The 14,953-nt window shown below is 54.7% G+C and carries 16 protein-coding genes; 13 read left to right on the top strand and 3 right to left on the bottom strand.

All coding sequences use genetic code 11. From position 1 onward, the window contains the following. The first annotated feature begins 927 nt into the window (after positions 1–927). Positions 928–2,190: an MFS transporter gene (locus tag ACL2XJ_RS12465; RefSeq protein ID WP_413726646.1), complete on the top strand. Its 1,263-nt coding sequence runs from the start codon at positions 928–930 to the stop codon at positions 2,188–2,190. Here ACL2XJ_RS12465 and ACL2XJ_RS12460 read toward each other — a convergent pair. Next, complete coding sequence (locus tag ACL2XJ_RS12460) at positions 2,172–3,059, bottom strand: LysR family transcriptional regulator (RefSeq protein ID WP_413726645.1); 888 nt, start codon at positions 3,057–3,059, stop codon at positions 2,172–2,174. The two genes, ACL2XJ_RS12465 and ACL2XJ_RS12460, sit on opposite strands and share 19 nt — an antisense overlap. A 376-nt stretch (positions 3,060–3,435) precedes the next feature. Between ACL2XJ_RS12460 and ACL2XJ_RS12455 the strand changes: the two genes are divergently transcribed. The 6 genes from ACL2XJ_RS12455 (at position 3,436) to ACL2XJ_RS12430 (ending at position 8,966) form a co-directional block, all read left to right on the top strand. Further along, positions 3,436–4,419, top strand: a complete 984-nt coding sequence (locus ACL2XJ_RS12455) for an autoinducer 2 ABC transporter substrate-binding protein (protein ID WP_413726644.1) — start codon at positions 3,436–3,438, stop codon at positions 4,417–4,419. Between the two features lie 97 nt (positions 4,420–4,516). Next, the gene (locus tag ACL2XJ_RS12450) at positions 4,517–5,998 is read left to right on the top strand and encodes a sugar ABC transporter ATP-binding protein (RefSeq protein ID WP_413726643.1); all 1,482 of its coding nucleotides are present in this window, start codon (positions 4,517–4,519) and stop codon (positions 5,996–5,998) included. Continuing rightward, positions 5,991–6,971: an ABC transporter permease gene (locus ACL2XJ_RS12445; RefSeq protein ID WP_413726642.1), complete on the top strand. Its 981-nt coding sequence runs from the start codon at positions 5,991–5,993 to the stop codon at positions 6,969–6,971. Before ACL2XJ_RS12450 ends, ACL2XJ_RS12445 begins: the two co-directional genes overlap by 8 nt. Next, positions 6,968–7,927, top strand: coding sequence for an ABC transporter permease (locus ACL2XJ_RS12440; RefSeq protein WP_132923322.1), 960 nt, complete (start codon positions 6,968–6,970; stop codon positions 7,925–7,927). The genes ACL2XJ_RS12445 and ACL2XJ_RS12440 overlap by 4 nt, the downstream gene beginning before the upstream one ends. Before the next feature lie 113 nt (positions 7,928–8,040). Then, complete coding sequence (locus tag ACL2XJ_RS12435) at positions 8,041–8,406, top strand: hypothetical protein (protein ID WP_413726641.1); 366 nt, start codon at positions 8,041–8,043, stop codon at positions 8,404–8,406. Further along, positions 8,406–8,966 carry an RNA polymerase sigma factor gene (locus ACL2XJ_RS12430; RefSeq protein ID WP_413726640.1) on the top strand — a complete coding sequence of 187 codons (561 nt, stop codon included), beginning with the start codon at positions 8,406–8,408 and terminating at the stop codon, positions 8,964–8,966. Before ACL2XJ_RS12435 ends, ACL2XJ_RS12430 begins: the two co-directional genes overlap by 1 nt. A gap of 141 nt (positions 8,967–9,107) precedes the next feature. On the opposite strand, the gene ACL2XJ_RS12425 is transcribed toward ACL2XJ_RS12430, so the two are convergent. Beyond that, complete coding sequence (locus ACL2XJ_RS12425; RefSeq protein ID WP_413726639.1) at positions 9,108–10,073, bottom strand: GlxA family transcriptional regulator; 966 nt, start codon at positions 10,071–10,073, stop codon at positions 9,108–9,110. 185 nt (positions 10,074–10,258) lie between these two features. Here ACL2XJ_RS12425 and ACL2XJ_RS12420 point away from each other — a divergent pair, with 185 nt between their 5' ends. The 4 genes from ACL2XJ_RS12420 to ACL2XJ_RS12405 all read left to right on the top strand — a co-directional run bounded on the left by ACL2XJ_RS12420 (position 10,259) and on the right by ACL2XJ_RS12405 (position 12,941). Then, the gene (locus ACL2XJ_RS12420) at positions 10,259–10,549 is read left to right on the top strand and encodes a hypothetical protein (RefSeq protein ID WP_132923325.1); all 291 of its coding nucleotides are present in this window, start codon (positions 10,259–10,261) and stop codon (positions 10,547–10,549) included. Positions 10,550–10,574: 25 nt separating this feature from the next. Next, a complete protein-coding gene (locus ACL2XJ_RS12415; protein ID WP_413726638.1) occupies positions 10,575–11,441 on the top strand; it encodes an NmrA family NAD(P)-binding protein in 867 nt (288 codons plus the stop codon). Between the two features lie 43 nt (positions 11,442–11,484). Next, entirely contained in the window at positions 11,485–11,823 is a 339-nt protein-coding gene (locus ACL2XJ_RS12410) for a carboxymuconolactone decarboxylase family protein (protein ID WP_132927873.1), read from the top strand. A 395-nt stretch (positions 11,824–12,218) separates the two neighbouring features. After that, the gene (locus ACL2XJ_RS12405; protein ID WP_132923327.1) at positions 12,219–12,941 is read left to right on the top strand and encodes a GNAT family N-acetyltransferase; all 723 of its coding nucleotides are present in this window, start codon (positions 12,219–12,221) and stop codon (positions 12,939–12,941) included. Between the two features lie 64 nt (positions 12,942–13,005). Here ACL2XJ_RS12405 and ACL2XJ_RS12400 read toward each other — a convergent pair whose 3' ends face one another. Next, a complete protein-coding gene (locus ACL2XJ_RS12400) occupies positions 13,006–13,578 on the bottom strand; it encodes a TetR/AcrR family transcriptional regulator (protein WP_132923328.1) in 573 nt (190 codons plus the stop codon). A gap of 203 nt (positions 13,579–13,781) precedes the next feature. On the opposite strand from ACL2XJ_RS12400, the gene ACL2XJ_RS12395 reads away from it, so the two are divergent. Both ACL2XJ_RS12395 and ACL2XJ_RS12390 read left to right on the top strand, forming a co-directional pair. Beyond that, positions 13,782–14,156 (top strand): hypothetical protein, encoded by a 375-nt coding sequence (locus ACL2XJ_RS12395; protein WP_413726637.1) that lies wholly within the window; start codon positions 13,782–13,784, stop codon positions 14,154–14,156. A 78-nt stretch (positions 14,157–14,234) separates the two neighbouring features. After that, on the top strand, positions 14,235–14,726 hold the full coding sequence (locus ACL2XJ_RS12390) for a DUF302 domain-containing protein (RefSeq protein ID WP_413726636.1): 492 nt from the start codon (positions 14,235–14,237) through the stop codon (positions 14,724–14,726). The last annotated feature ends 227 nt before the right edge of the window (positions 14,727–14,953 follow it).

Here is a 14,953-nt window from a genome sequence, read left to right as displayed (position 1 = left end):
GTGCGGCAGCTATCGCTTAAACGAGATGGACCCGCAAAAAAGTGAAAAAGTTAATATTCGAATAAATTAACAATCGCCCTATGGCTACGCGTTTGCTAATACTCGTCACGGCTATAACGTTATATAATCCAAACCTCATATCTCGCCCATCACATACCAGTAGAAAGAATTATTTAAAGCATAACGGGTTGAATAATGTTTTTTTACGACACGTCTCTCATCAAAAGATATATCGACTTCTTTAACCCTGCCAAGGCAGGGTGTAAAATTCGGATATGTACTGTTAATCAACGCATTATATTTTATTGGCACGATATCATACATAATGGCATAGCGGGTAACCGCTTCGCTTTTTGTAGATGAAAGACGGTAGCGGCGTCTTTGCAAAATTTATCGTAATGACAATTACGAATTTGTCCGAATCTGTCAAGTATCTTTAAAAAAGACTACAATGGAGGGCCGTTATACAATAGTCATTTATAATTTTAAGTTAATTAAAGTCGTCATTGAAATATGGATATTTTCTTTAAAAAGATTCGTTAATATTAATCCGCAAAAATCACCATCTAATATTTCTCTGTCATGAAAATAGTAAATAATTTATTAAAACCGCTTTCATTGAACTATTTTCGGTTAAAAAAATACACCGTCATCGATGCTTCAATATCTCTATCTATTTTAATCATAGACCCATCTGTTTTTATCATAATATCACTTTCAATTTTATCCAGACGTAAAAATTATTGGCGCTGAAACATATCATGTTCCATTATGACACTTTGATGACAACCAGCATCAGACGCGATGTAGATGAAGAGAAACGCACATTGATGAAGAGAATTCAATCAACCAGACCCACCGGCGCAACGCCAGGCAGTCGGTTCGGCATGTTGGTAATGGATAAATTGAAAAAAGGGGGGCCGCTGAATGTCTCGGCAGAGTAGTGAGGTATTTATCGACGGCGCCGCGTCAAAATCGCAGAGCAGACGAATACTCGGCGCCACCAGTCTGGCGCACCTGTTCCATGACGGCGCCACAGACATGCACTACCTGCTGTTTGCCATATGGCAGCAGCAGTTCGGGTTGTCGCTGGCGCAGGTCGGGCTGTTGAAGATGCTGTTTTCCGGCGCCATGTCGGCGCTGCAAATTCCGGCCGGCGAGCTGGGGAGAATTGCCGGAGAGAAAAAGGTCCTTATCGGCGGGACCTTGCTGCTTACGGCGGCGATATTCTGCTACGGGTTCGCCACTACCCTGCCGGTCCTAATGGGATTGATCGTTCTAGGCGGCGTCGGGGCTAGCGTCCAGCATCCGTTGTCATCCAGTTACATCTCGCAGAGCTTTCCCCGTTTGCAGGCGCGCCTGGCCCTGAGTACCTACAATTTTTTCGGGGATGTGGGGAAGGCCATCATTCCCAGCGCGCTTTCCGCCCTGCTGCTGATTACCGTCTGGGGCCACTCGGTTCAACTGATTGCCGTCTCGGGCTTGCTTATTGCCGGTTGCCTGAGCGGGTTGTTATCTTCTGAAAAACGCTTGCCCAAGACCATGGCGCCGCGGCCTTCAGCATCAGACGACACGGCGACGCAAACGGCTGACGCGGGGGCTCCGCTGTTTACTGAAACGCAGAGAAAAAGGGCATTCGCTTCATTATGTACCATCGGCAGTCTGGATAATGCGACCCGTACCGGCACGCTCACTTTCCTGCCCTTTCTGCTGGCGTCCAAAGGGGCTTCGGCGACTCAGGTGGGTTTTGCCCTGACCGTTATTTTTATCGGCGGCGCGCTGGGTAAACTGGTATGCGGCGCCCTGGCTCCGCGCCTGGGCATATTGAAGACGGTGGCCGTCAGCGAAATCGTTACGGCGGGAATCATTCTGGCGCTCACGCAAATCCCCTTACCGGCCATCTATCTGCTGCTGGTGCCCTTGGGCATCGCCTTGAACGGGACATCGTCCGTGCTCTACGGCACCGTGGGCGAACTGGCCAAACCCCGCCGGCAAACCCGGGCATTTGCGGTTTTTTATACGGCATCATTGGGGTGCGGCGCCGTGATGCCTTTAGTGTACGGGCTGCTGGGGGATCGGTTAGGCATATCTCATACGCTGATTGTCATTGCGATATTACTGCTGTGTATTTTGCCGCTATTGCTGCCGCTCAAGGTAATAACGGCCCAGCATCACTCTCCTGTGGGCTGATTCAGGATCTCGTCCAGCCACTGGCAAAAAGCACGCGCATGTTGTTTATAGGGGCTGCGGGGATTGACGTAAGCCGTGTAAGCATCACCGGACTGAACGACCACGTCGTCGATGAGCACCAGCGTGCCGTCGCGCAACCGATCGCGCACCAGCAGATGGGGAACAACCAGCAAACCGGCGCCGCCTGCCGCCGCGGCCACCGCCAGGAAGTAGTGGTCATAGGTGGCCCGGACGCTCAGACGGTCCGCTTGCCGTTTATGGGCCGCCGCCCATTTGGCGATGGCATCCGGACGCGAGCGGGCGGCTATCATGGGCCAGGCTTCCGATTCGCTGCCTTCGGCGACGATTGCCGCCAGGCCCGGCGACGCGACGCACACCAAACCTTCGCGAGCCAATTCCCAGCGCTCTGTGTTCGGCAGGACGAGGTCTCGGGTGATCAGAACATCATACTCATCCTGCGGCAATGGAAACGACAGGGAGGTAAAGAGATCGATTTGAACGTCGTTTCGCTCCGTGTAGCCACCCAATAAGGGCGCCATAACAGCCGTTGCGAAGCTCGGCATTGAAGTCCGGACCCGGATTCGGTTAAGAGAATGTCCGCGGTAGGCCAGCTGCTGAGTCGCCAGTTCAATGGTGGAAATGGCGTCTTTGACCGATTCGTAAAATTGAGATCCGCGCGGCGTAAAGACAACCGTCGCGCCTCGTCGCTCGAAAAGCGGTCCGTCAGAGACCGCTTCCAAATTCGCCACGTGGCGGCTTACCGCGCTTTGCGTAATGCCCAGCTCAGCCGCCGCGCGGGTAAAATTTCCATGACGGCCGATAGCAACCAAGGCGCGTATTGCCGTCAATGAAATATCCGAATCCTTCATGTTCAGGTCATCTCTTGCAAAGCGGCGTGGCAACGCGGCGGGACGTCGCCGCAAAGGCGCATAACGGGGACAGTAATATTGGGCATGGCTGTTTTAAAAGTATCACCTCATTTCCCTTTGTAAAGTTTCCACTGATGGCTTTGTGAGCTCAATCTTAAACCCGAATAGTGCCTTATTTATCCATATATTCAGCCAGTATGTATATAGATTACTCGCCTGTAACAATTCATATTTCAAATGTTTCATCTGTGTAAATCCTAATTAACCCTTGTAACTATAATGATTAATTTTCTTATTTTTCAGAAATATAGATTCTTGCCTTTTATCTGTATCTACTCTGGCCATCCCTACCCTCCTAACGCATGAGGATAATAAAATGAAAACAAACGCCCTTCAGAATTGGTTAACCGCGGGCTGTCTGGGCCTGTTGATAAGCGCGTCCGGCGCGCTTGCCGCACAGCCGGAAGTTGTCAATATCTCCAAGATTGCCGGAATGCCCTGGTTTAACCGCATGGGTGAAGGCGTCACCCAGGGCGGTAAGGATTTCTCGCTGAATGCCACTCAGATAGGCCCGTCCAGCACCGATGCGCCGCAGCAGGTAAAGATCATCGAGGATCTGATCGCGAAAAAAGTCAGCGCGATAACCATCGTGCCCAATGACGCCGATGTCCTGGAGCCGGTATTCAAAAAAGCGCGCGATGCGGGCATCGTGGTGCTGACCAACGAATCGCCAGGCCAGCCCAGCGCCAATTGGGATATCGAGATCATCGATAACCAGCAGTTCGCCGCCGACAATGTTGAGCAAGTGGCCAAGTTCAACGGCGGCAAGGGAGGCTATGTGCTTTATGTGGGCAGCCTGACGGTGCCCCAGCACAATCTCTGGGCGGACCTGTTCGTGAAATACCAGAAAGAGCACTATCCCGATATGCATGAAGTAACCAGCCGTATGCCGGTGTCGGAGAGTATTGATGATTCCCGCCGCACTACCCTTGATCTGATGAAAGCCCATCCGGATCTGAACACCATTGTTGCCTTCGGATCCCAGGGGCCCATCGGGGCGGGGCGCGCGGTTAAAGAAAAACGCGCCAAAAACAAGGTCCATGTCTACGGCATGATGATCCCGTCCCAGGCCGCGTCGCTGATCAAAAGCGGCGATATCACCGAGGGGATTACCTACGATCCGGCAACCGCGGGATATGCGCTGACGGCGGTGGCATCCAGCCTGCTTAAAGGTGAAAACATCGGTTCCGGATACGAAGTCAAAAATATCGGCAAAGCAGACGTCGATACCGACAAGAAAGTCATTAAGTTCCATAAAGTGCTGCTGGTGACCAAAGACAATATCGATAGCCTGTATTGATGGGTTCCCGCAATTGACATCCTGAGACAACGCAGTGGCCGGAGCAGGACCGCAGCGACCCCGGCCGGTCGCCTGGACGCTTGATGATGAGGTTGCAATGAAGCCGCTAATCGCTATGGAAAATGTCAGCAAAACGTTTTACGGGGTGAAAGCGCTTAATGATATTGCCCTGACCCTATTGCCCGGAGAGGTGCATAGCCTGGCAGGGCAAAACGGCTGCGGCAAGTCGACGCTGATTAAAATCATCTCCGGCGTCTATCAACCGGATGCCGGAGCGAAAATCACCATTGACGATCATCTGTTCTCCCATTTGACGCCGGCGGAATCGGTCAAACGCGGTATTCAGGTGATTTACCAGGATCTCTCTTTATTCCCCAACCTGAGCGTGGCGGAAAATATCGCCATCAATCTTTACCATCGGCATTTTTGGGTGAACAAGCGCCGCCTGTATCAACTGGCGCAGCATACTCTGAATGATATCGGCGTTACCCTTGATTTGCACGCGCAGCTGGAGACGCTCTCCATCGCGCAGCGCCAGCTGGTGGCGATTTGCCGGGCGCTGGCGCAGGACGCCCGGCTGATTATCATGGATGAACCCACCGCATCGCTTACCATGACGGAAGTCAAAGGGCTGTTCAGGCTCATCCGCCAGTTGAAGGAACGGGGTATCTGCGTGGTATTTATCAGCCACCGCCTGGATGAGGTGTTGGACGTGTCGGATCGTATTACCGTGTTGCAGGACGGCGTACATATCGGGACCTTCCCCGCGGCCGACATGGGCAGTAAACAGTTGGCTTTTCTGATGACCGGCCTGGCGTTCGACTACCGGGTACTGGCCCCTTATCCGGGCGGTAAACCGGTGGTGCTGGAGGTGGAAGGGTTAAGCCGCCGCGGCCAATATCATGATATTTCCCTCAGGGTGCATCAGGGGGAAATCGTCGCCATCACCGGATTGCTGGGCGCGGGGAGAACCGAACTGTGTCTGAGCCTGTTCGGCCTGACCCGTCCGGACAGCGGCGTGATCAAGATTGACGGCCGGCCGGTGCATTTCAACAGCAACCGCGACGCCATTGCCGCGGGCATCGGTTATGTCTCGGAAGATCGTCTTAGCACCGGTTTGGTCATGGAACAGTCCATCGGGGATAATATCATCTCGACGGTCTTGCCGCAGGTGAAGGACCGCTGGCGCCTTATAGACCGGCAGCGTGTACAGCGCCTGGTGGATGAGATGATCCGCCGGCTGACCATCAAGTCGGACGATACGTCGCTTCCGGTCAATACGCTTTCCGGCGGCAATGCCCAGCGGGTAGCCATAGCCAAGTGGCTGGCGACCCATCCGCGCCTGCTGATCCTCGACTCGCCCACGGTGGGGGTTGATATAGCCAATAAAGCGGGCATCTACCAGATTATCAATGCGCTTGCCGAACAGGGCATCGCGGTGTTGATGATTTGCGACGAGATCGAGGAGGCCTATTATAACAGCCACCGTATCCTGGTGATGCGTGGGGGTGAGCTGGTGGCTGAATTTCTTACGTCACAGACGACCGAGGCGGCGCTGGCGGAGGTGGTCAATGGTTAACAAAACGGAATTGCATCGCCATGAAGGGCTGCTTATCTTGACTATCCTTATCCTGGGAGTGGTTTTCAGCCTGAAAAGCGATGATTTCCTGACCTTCGGCAACCTCTATGACCTGGTCAACAACTATGCCATGCTGATGATTCTGGCGTGCGGGCTGTTTATCGTCCTAATTTCCGGCGGTATTGATATTTCATTTCCGCCCATGACCATTATTGCCCAGTACGTCATGGTCACCGCGCTGCTGAAATACGGCGGTAATTTCCTGGTGGCGTTCCTTATCGCCGGCGGCGTCGGAACGGCTCTGGGTCTTATCAACGCTGTATTGGTCAACCGGCTCAAAGTCCCCTCCATCATCGTCACCATTTCCACCTTGAATATCTTTTACGGCTTGCTGCTCTACTTTTCCAAAGGGGTCTGGCTTTATAAATATCCCGACTGGTTTGAAAACGGACTGACGATATTCACCTTTACCGCTTCCGACGGCAATGACTACGGACTGAACCTGCCCATCATGACCTTGCTGGCGGTGCTGATAGTCACCGGCCTGCTGATGAAGCGCAGCAGCATCGGCCGCAAGATCTATGCCATGGGCGGCAACCGCGAGGCGGCCTCCCGGCTGGGCTTCGGCATCTTCAAACTGCAGCTGTTCGTCTATGGTTTTATGGGGCTGCTGTCAGGTATCGCCGGGGTGGTGCAATCCTATACCGTCATGACGGTGGCCCCGGACTCCCTGCTGGGCTATGAGCTGACCGTCCTGGCGGCGGTGGTGCTGGGGGGGACCAGCATTATCGGCGGGCGCGGCACGCTGTTGGGTACGATGCTTGGGGTCATATTGCTGGCCATGCTGCAAAACGGCCTGAACCTGATGGGCATTTCCTCTTACTGGCAAATGGTGATTACCGGCCTGGTCATCGTGGTCAGCATCAGCTCCACCGCTTGGAGCCAGCGCAGTAAATCGGAGATCCTGTCATGAATAGCCTGAAAGTAAAAGACCATGTGGAAGTGTATCTGGTGGTCTTGCTGCTGCTGATCATCGTGGTTTTCAGCACGCAGATCCCGGACGTATTCTGGTCGGCGTCGAATTTCCAGTCTATCGGTTCACAGCTGCCGGTTCTGGGCGTGCTGGCGTTCGCCATGGCGGTAACCATGCTGACCGGCGGCATCAATCTGTCGATTATCGCCACCACCAACTGCTGCGCCCTGGTCATGGCGTGGGTGGCCACCCATTTCGCCCCGTCCGCGGGCAGCGCCCTGCTAATGCTGCTGGCCGGCATCGGCATGGCCTTGGTCATCGGCCTGCTGAACGGCATATTGATAGCCGTTATCCGCGTCTCGCCCATATTGGCTACCCTTGGCACCATGACCCTGCTTAAGGGAATAACCATCCTGATATCCAAGGGAACGGCGATTTCCAATTTCCCCGCCTATGTGCTGTGGCTTAACAGCAATAATTGGCTGGGCATCCCGGTGCCGCTGTATCTCTTTGCGCTGGTAGCAATTGTTATGTGGATTGTGCTGGAGCGTTCCCCGCTGGGCCGGCGAATCTACCTTATCGGCTCCAACCAGCGGGCGGCCCATTACTCCGGCATCAATACGCCGCGCACGCTTATGGCAACCTATATTATCTCCTCGCTATTGTGCCTGGTGGCCGCGCTGATGATGATGTCAAAGCTGAACTCCGCCAAAGCCGGCTACGGCGAATCCTTTTTGCTGACCAGTATCCTGGCGGCGGTCTTGGGAGGCGTTAATCCCGATGGCGGCTTCGGCAAGATTGTCGGTATGGTATTGGCGTTGATCCTGCTGCAAATGCTGGAAAGCGGACTGAATATCATGGGAATAAGCAGTTACATCACAATGGCGCTGTGGGGCGGTCTGTTGCTGGCGTTTCTTTTTCTCAAGGGCGGCCGACTGCCTTATTTCGGCCGGTAGCCATTGGCGGCTTACTCTTCTGCCGGCAAATAAATAAAAAAACTGTCGCCGACGCAAATATTTTCCCGGCTGATTCGTCTACCTCTGTATCTGAACCGTATGGAGTGGACAACATGAGAGATCGCAAGTTTAAAATATTGGTTATGGCCGTGGTGGCTGTCGCCGCCGTCACCACGCTGGTGATGCTGCTGTGGAATGCGCTGCTGCCGGTCATTTTCGGCGTCAAGAGCATTGGCTTTTTCCAGGCGCTGGGATTGCTTATCCTCAGTAAAATCCTGTTCGGCAGCTTTCACGGCCACGGCATGTTCGCGCGCAGAAGACAAGAAATGCGCGAGCGCTGGATGGCGATGACTCCCGAGGAGCGTGAAGCCTTTATCAAACAGCGCGGCGCGGGCCATTGGCACGGACGCTGGCATGGACGCTGCCACCAGAGGGATCGGGACAATGAACCGCGCACCGACGACAACGGCCAGGCCTAATGACTAACGCCGCGGACCGGCGCCACGTCCTGATGGCTGCGCTGCGTGGCTGCCAGCAGCGGCTACGGGCGTTTATCGCCGGACGTACCGGTAATATCGCCGATGCGGAAGATGTCTATCAGGAAGTAAGCTATCAGCTGCTCAAGGCCGATAGCTATCTGCACCCCATTGAGCAGGTCGCCGCCTGGCTGTATCGCGCCGCCCGCAACGAGCTTATCGACCGGTCGCGTAAAAAGCGCGAGCTGCCGCTCTCTGGCGAATTCGACAGCGAGTGGCCCGCCGGTGAAGAACTGGGCGAGATACTGTTCAATCCCCAAAGCGGGGCCGAGGACGACTACCTGCGCCAGCTGGTTTGGGAGGAACTGGCGCTGGCGCTGGAAGATATGCCGGCGGCGCAGCGGGAGGCATTTGAAAAAACCGAGCTGCAGGGCTACTCCTTCAAGCAGCTTGCCGAGGAAACCGGCACCGCCGTTGAAACGCTGCTATCACGCAAGCACCAGGCAGTACTGTTTTTGCGCCTGCGGCTGCAGGTGCTGTATGAAGCGGTGACGGGCTCCTGACCGGTCGAACGCGCAGGGAAAAAGCATGCATGGCGGCGAAAAAAACCGCCCGTAAAACGAGACAATTTGAGCTTGTTGACATAGTGCCCGGTCGAGACAGGCTGCCAGATCGATTCCGAGTATGTTTGTCAGCCGTCTGAATCAACGCAGATCGGCGCGAAGCTCACGCACTCCGCGTCCCAGGCGTTCGCGCAGCAGCGTGCCTAGCGTGGTTCCGTCAACATAGCCCACTTCGGCCGCGATGGCATCCAGATCGAGACTGCTCCCCTGGATAAGGGATCTTGCCCGCTCCACACGCAGGTCCTGAAAGTAGGAGAGCGGCGATTTACCGAGCACCGCCTGGCAGCGCCGCTGCAATGTCCGGGGACTGGTGGCCAGCGCGCCTGCCGCCTCCGCCAGCGAAAAGCCTTCCTTGAGATGATCCCGCGCCCACCGCTCAAAGCGCTGAATGACCGGATCCGCCTGCGCCAGATGGTTGGGAATGATATAGGGCGCCTGTGAGGAACGGAAGTCGGCGAGCAGGTAGCGGGAAACCACCGCCGCCAGCTCCGGGCTGTACTTGCGTACCAGCCAGAGGGCAAGATCCAGATGGCCCATGGCGGCCCCGGCGGTAACAATCCTGCTCCACGGCACGAGCATCCGGGTTTCGTCGAGTAGAATATTCGGGTACCGCTGCCGAAACAGCGGCGCGAGCCACCACGTCGTCGTGGCCTCACCCCCATCGAGAAGCCCGGCTTCCGCCAGCAAAAACGTCCCGATACAGGAAGCCGCGATATGGGCGCCTTCGGCGTGCCATTTCCTTAACTGCTCCATTCCCTGGCGTACATCCCGCCGTCCCAGCGCCGGAATCAGCGTCTCCGGACTGCCGGTATTGAGCGCCGGAACGATTACCCAGTCCGGCTTAACGTCCGGCATTATCCCCTGCACGGGTATCGCCAGCCCGTGGCTGGTCTTGATCTTCTTTCTCATGCCGACGATAGACACCTCGAAAGTCAGCGCTCCCCCCATTTGCTGGGCCGCAAATTTGTGTGCGAGCCTGAGCGCGTCAAGCAGCACGGTCAGCCCGGTATCAAACACCCCATCCAGGGCAAGTATAAAAATTTTCATGGCGTAAAAGACCTTAAAGTTGTCGTTTACGACTATACCGGAGTCACTGTCGAAAGACGATTCCTTTCTTAGCTGCCAAATGGCGTAAATCGCAGTAAAAATGTCGTTTACGACTGTTCTGTTATTCAGTCCCTCAGCCTAGACTCAAACCTTCTTACAACCCACCCCGCATAAGGAATACCATCATGAAAGTTATCGCTATAGGAACCATCATCAAACCCATGTCGCCGGAGCAACGTCAGCAAGTCATGTCGAAGGAAGTGCCCGACACGCTTAAACACTACCTAGACGGCACCCTTGAGCAGTTCTGGTATCGCACCGATAAACCCGGCGTGATCTTCCTCATGAACGTCGAGTCGGTGGAAAAGGCCAAGGCGACCATTGAAGCGCTGCCCCTGGTGACCAACGGCTTCGCGCAGTATGAGTTCATGTCGGTCGGCCCGCTGGCCCCCCTCGGCATGCTGCTTCAAGACTAATAAGCGCGGGAGGCGCCGACGAATTATGAAACCGACCATCCTTATCGCCGGCGCCACGGGCGCGACCGGCGGCGTGGCTGCAAAAATTCTGCTTGAGCAGGGCTTTCCCGTTCGCGCCCTGGTCCACGCTGAAGATGAGCGCTCGCAACAAATCAATGCGCTGGGGGCAGACATTGTCCTCGGCGACTATCAGGATTTCCGATCCCTTCAGCGCGCCTTTAAAGGCGTGCAGCGGGCATACTTTGTTTATCCGATCCGGCCGGGCATCGTACAAGCGACAGTCCATTTCGCCCAGGCGGCGCAGGAGGCAAAGATTGAACACATCGTCAACATATCGCAAAGAACGTCTCGCGAGGACGCAGAAAGCGAGTCAGCGCTCCAGCATTGGCTGGCGGAAAGGGTTTTCCAGTGGTCCGGCATACCTGTCACCCATTTAAGGCCAACCGCTTTCAACGAATGGCTTCTCTACACGCGAGGCAAAATCCGTGATGGAGAGTATGGCGTTCCGTTTGGACCCACAGGCCGTTTTGCCCCCGTTTCCGCACGGGATCAGGGCCAGGTCATCGCAGCCATCCTGGCTGAACCGGACGGACACCAAGGGAAAACCTATCCTCTGTTTGGACCGGTGGAGCTCACGCCGCCGCAAATTGCCGAAATCGTCGCTGATACGCTCGGCAAACAGGTGCGCTACCGGCAAATCACACCTGAAGAGTGGATCCAAAACGTTTTCGGCGGCGAATTTCCCTTCGGCGCGCAGCATCTCCATGGCATTGTTCTCGCACACAACGCGGGCCACATGGCGGGAACCAATGACATCGTGGAGAAACTTACCGGCCATAAACCGGAATCGGTCGCCGAATTTGTCGCAAGAAACCGCAAGGCTTTCGAGTAATCCGCCAGCGTATTGCGAACACCACCAGGAGAAGACAATGTCAATGCTCGATTGGAATGCCTATTTATCGCAAATTAAGTCTGGAATCACGGCGTTTGGTAAGCTGAGCCCCGGGACAATACAAGGATATGTCGGTCTAAGCTCCGCCGGGCATAAGGCAAATCTGCTTGGCGCCAAAACGCGCGAACTGATTGCGCTTGCCGTCGCGGTGACGCTGCGTTGCGATGGTTGCATCACCACGCATACCGATGCGGCGTTAAAGGCGGGAGCGACCCGCGAGGAAATCGCCGAGGCGCTAGGCGTCGCGATTTCGGTAAACGCCGGCGCGGCGCTCGTTTATTCGTTGCGCACCCTTGACGCTGTGGAACAGAGAATCCCATGACAAGCTATTGCAGCGGATCTATCAGATTGGTTAATTTGTAGTGTAGCGCTTTGTGGCGGTCGTTTAATGGAAGGATTTAGGTACCAGGATGCTCAAGGTGAAATATATTTGGATTTTCCAATTAACATCTCTGATATCTCATTATTACCGGCTTTCACGTCGGTTGGCATCAAAGATACAGGCGACGCCAACCCCGTTGAATACGCTCGTACTGAAAGCCTGAGCCCTTGCTTGCAGACAAAGTGAGTCTGTCCCTTGCTTACCGATATCACCGATCACAGGCCGTTAAAATTCTCTATCTGGCGTCAATATCTCAGGAGCGGCTACACATTGAAAGCAGACTGGGTAGAATAAGCCGTTGTAATTTTTTTAATTCTATAACGCAGGTAGAATTTATGACGACAGTATTTAATCAATATGGCCAAGGCTTAGGGAGTCCCCTACCCAATTGGCAGCCGCGGGCTAACCCACAAAAAATTGCTCTAAAAGGAAACTATTGCCAACTTGAACCTATTGATATCAAACACAGCCAGGATTTATTTAACGCTTGGCACAGCATTGACGACGACCGAGACTGGACCTACTTTCACATCAATAGACCCATCACTATCAAGCAATGTGATCATTACATTGCATCTCTAGCCGCCAGTAAAGACCCTCTTTTTTATGCAGTTATCAGTCATTCCTCGAAAAAAGCCATCGGTTTCTTGGCCTTGCAACGTATCGACCCGAATAATGGCGCTATAGAGATTGGTTGGATTAACTGGTCGCCGATGATGAAACGTACCATTTACAGCACTGAAGCAATATTCCTTTTACTGTCATACGTCCTCGACACCCTGCAATACCGGCGCTGCGCGTGGAAGTGCGACAGCCTTCATCAATCAGCAATCAATGCCGCGGAGCGGCTGGGATTTCAATACGAGGGCATTTTCAGACAAATGCAAGTTTCCAAAGGACACAGTCGCGACGTCCGCTGGTACTCTATTATCGATAATGAATGGTCCGGGATTCGTCAAGCCATGCAGCTTTGGCTAAGCCCGGATAACCTAAACGAAAGCGGTAAACAAAAGCGAAAGCTGACCGAGTTTATGCCGCCTAAAGTGAATGTTTCATAGCGGCGCAACGCCTGCCAGCGGAGCGAAACGCCGGGCTCTCCGGCCCGCTCAGGGCGGCATGCTCTTAGCCTATAAGCGAGACGGCGGTCTCAAGGGCATGGTGGATGGCGCGGTTGGCCTCCTCGCCATCGGGCATGGCTCGCGAGATGCTAATCGCGCCAACCATCATCGAGACGATGCTCCATGCGCGCCGTTCGCGATCCGCTTCGTTACCGTCAAGAACAGCCGACACTTTGCGGATCAGTTCCGCCATCCTGAGCCGGTATGCCTCCCGGACCGCCGGGGCGGCACGGGCGACATCGGCGCTCAAGGTCGGCATGACGCAGCCCGATGCCGGATTCTCCCGATGACTGGCGCTGATGTACTCGGTTAGCCATTGCCGGAGAAGATCCCGCCGCTCGGCGACGCTGCCGGTATCCGAATCGATAAAGGACTTGCCCAGGCAAGATTCGATGACGCCCTCCAGCAGCGCCTGCTTGTTCGGGAAATTTGAATAGAAAGCCCCCGACGTGACGCCGGCCGCCGCCGCCAGACCGTCGACGCCGATCCCGTTGAAACCGTTCGTCCTGAGAGCCTGCGCTCCCGCCTGTAGGATGGCCTCCTTGGCCTTAGCCTTCTGATCCGGCGGATATCTCATTCCTCATTCTCCAAATATACCACGGTAAGCATTGCACCATAGAATAACGATCGCTATATTATAATCATCGCATCCATTATACCACCCGCGATGGTTTTGCCAGCGCGTGGTTCGCGCCACTGGAGCCGCGATAGCATTTGACTATGCGCCGACGAAATCGGCTTCCCGACACCTGAACCCGTACCAGCAGACTGGAGAAAAAAATGGCCCATGAAGCGCATCAGCGCCACCCGTTCCTGGATGACCTGACATCTGACGCCGAAATGACAGGTACAGCCCTGCGCCGGCCTGTTTACGGTCGCGAAAACATCAAAAAGCTCATCGAAACCGTCGCCACGCTGTACAAATCGCAAACGCCGATTTTTCTCGAAACCGTCGGGTCACGCAGCTTTCTGCAATATGAAGCCGAGCTTACCAACGGAATGCCGTTAACCGGCGTGGCCGTCATCGAGCGCAACGCGCAAGGCGGCGTCCACCGCGTATCCATTACCATGAGCCCTCTGGGCCCGGTACTTTCGCTGTCCGGCCAGCTCGGAGCGCTGCTCGGTAATGACGTCGGAGAAGACCTGTTCCTTTGAGTCTTGCCCAATCAAGCAGCGGCGCGACACCAGTATGACCCCGCGTCCATTTCTCTCATTTTCAAAAGGCACCCCATCATGACCACCGCGACGACCACCTCCAAACCCATTACCATAGAACACGTCAGAATAACCTCAAAGCGCCCCTTTCCACAGGTGCGAGCCGCCATCGAGGCCGACCTTCCCATACTCGACGCGAATATCCAGGTCATGCTGAGCAGCGGCGATCGGGAGGGTATCAAGCAATATGTAGACCACGGGCCCAAGCTTTTCATGTTTATCGAGCGCGACCACGGCGATCTGCTGGCGATAACCGGTCATAAGCGCAACGCCGTCCAATATGAGATTGGCAATCCCATCACCGCCTCGACGATGACGCGGCACAATCTGGGCGCGGCGCTCTATGCGCCGCTCCGCGTCGCGCTGTTTGAAACCGACGGCGGGGAGGCCGTTTTCGAATATGACAAACCCTCCACGCTCTTCGGCCAGCTTGGAGACGAGCGGGTCACCGAAATCGGGCGCTACCTCGACCGGGAGCTGGAAGCCGCGCTTTTGAAGGCGGCCGGATGAAGTGCCGATAAGCATAGACGTTGGCAAAATAAGTTTTATATTCATGAACTGCCGCGGCAAATTGAGGGAGCGCATACCTGCGGCTAGTGTTGTTTAGTTCAAAATTTTCATTATTGTGTAACCCCAAAACCTTCGTGTTTCAATCTTGTTTAAATTTTAACGGACATCTGTTTGTTACACTCTAATGAGACTGAAGCTTATTGTCTTTTGACAAAGAATAATTATTA

It is taken from the genome of Sodalis sp. RH16, from assembly GCF_047324245.1.
Lineage (GTDB): Bacteria > Pseudomonadota > Gammaproteobacteria > Enterobacterales > Enterobacteriaceae > Acerihabitans > Acerihabitans ligni.
Note: the sequence above shows the minus strand (reverse complement) of the source record. Positions and strands in the feature narration are given on the sequence as shown.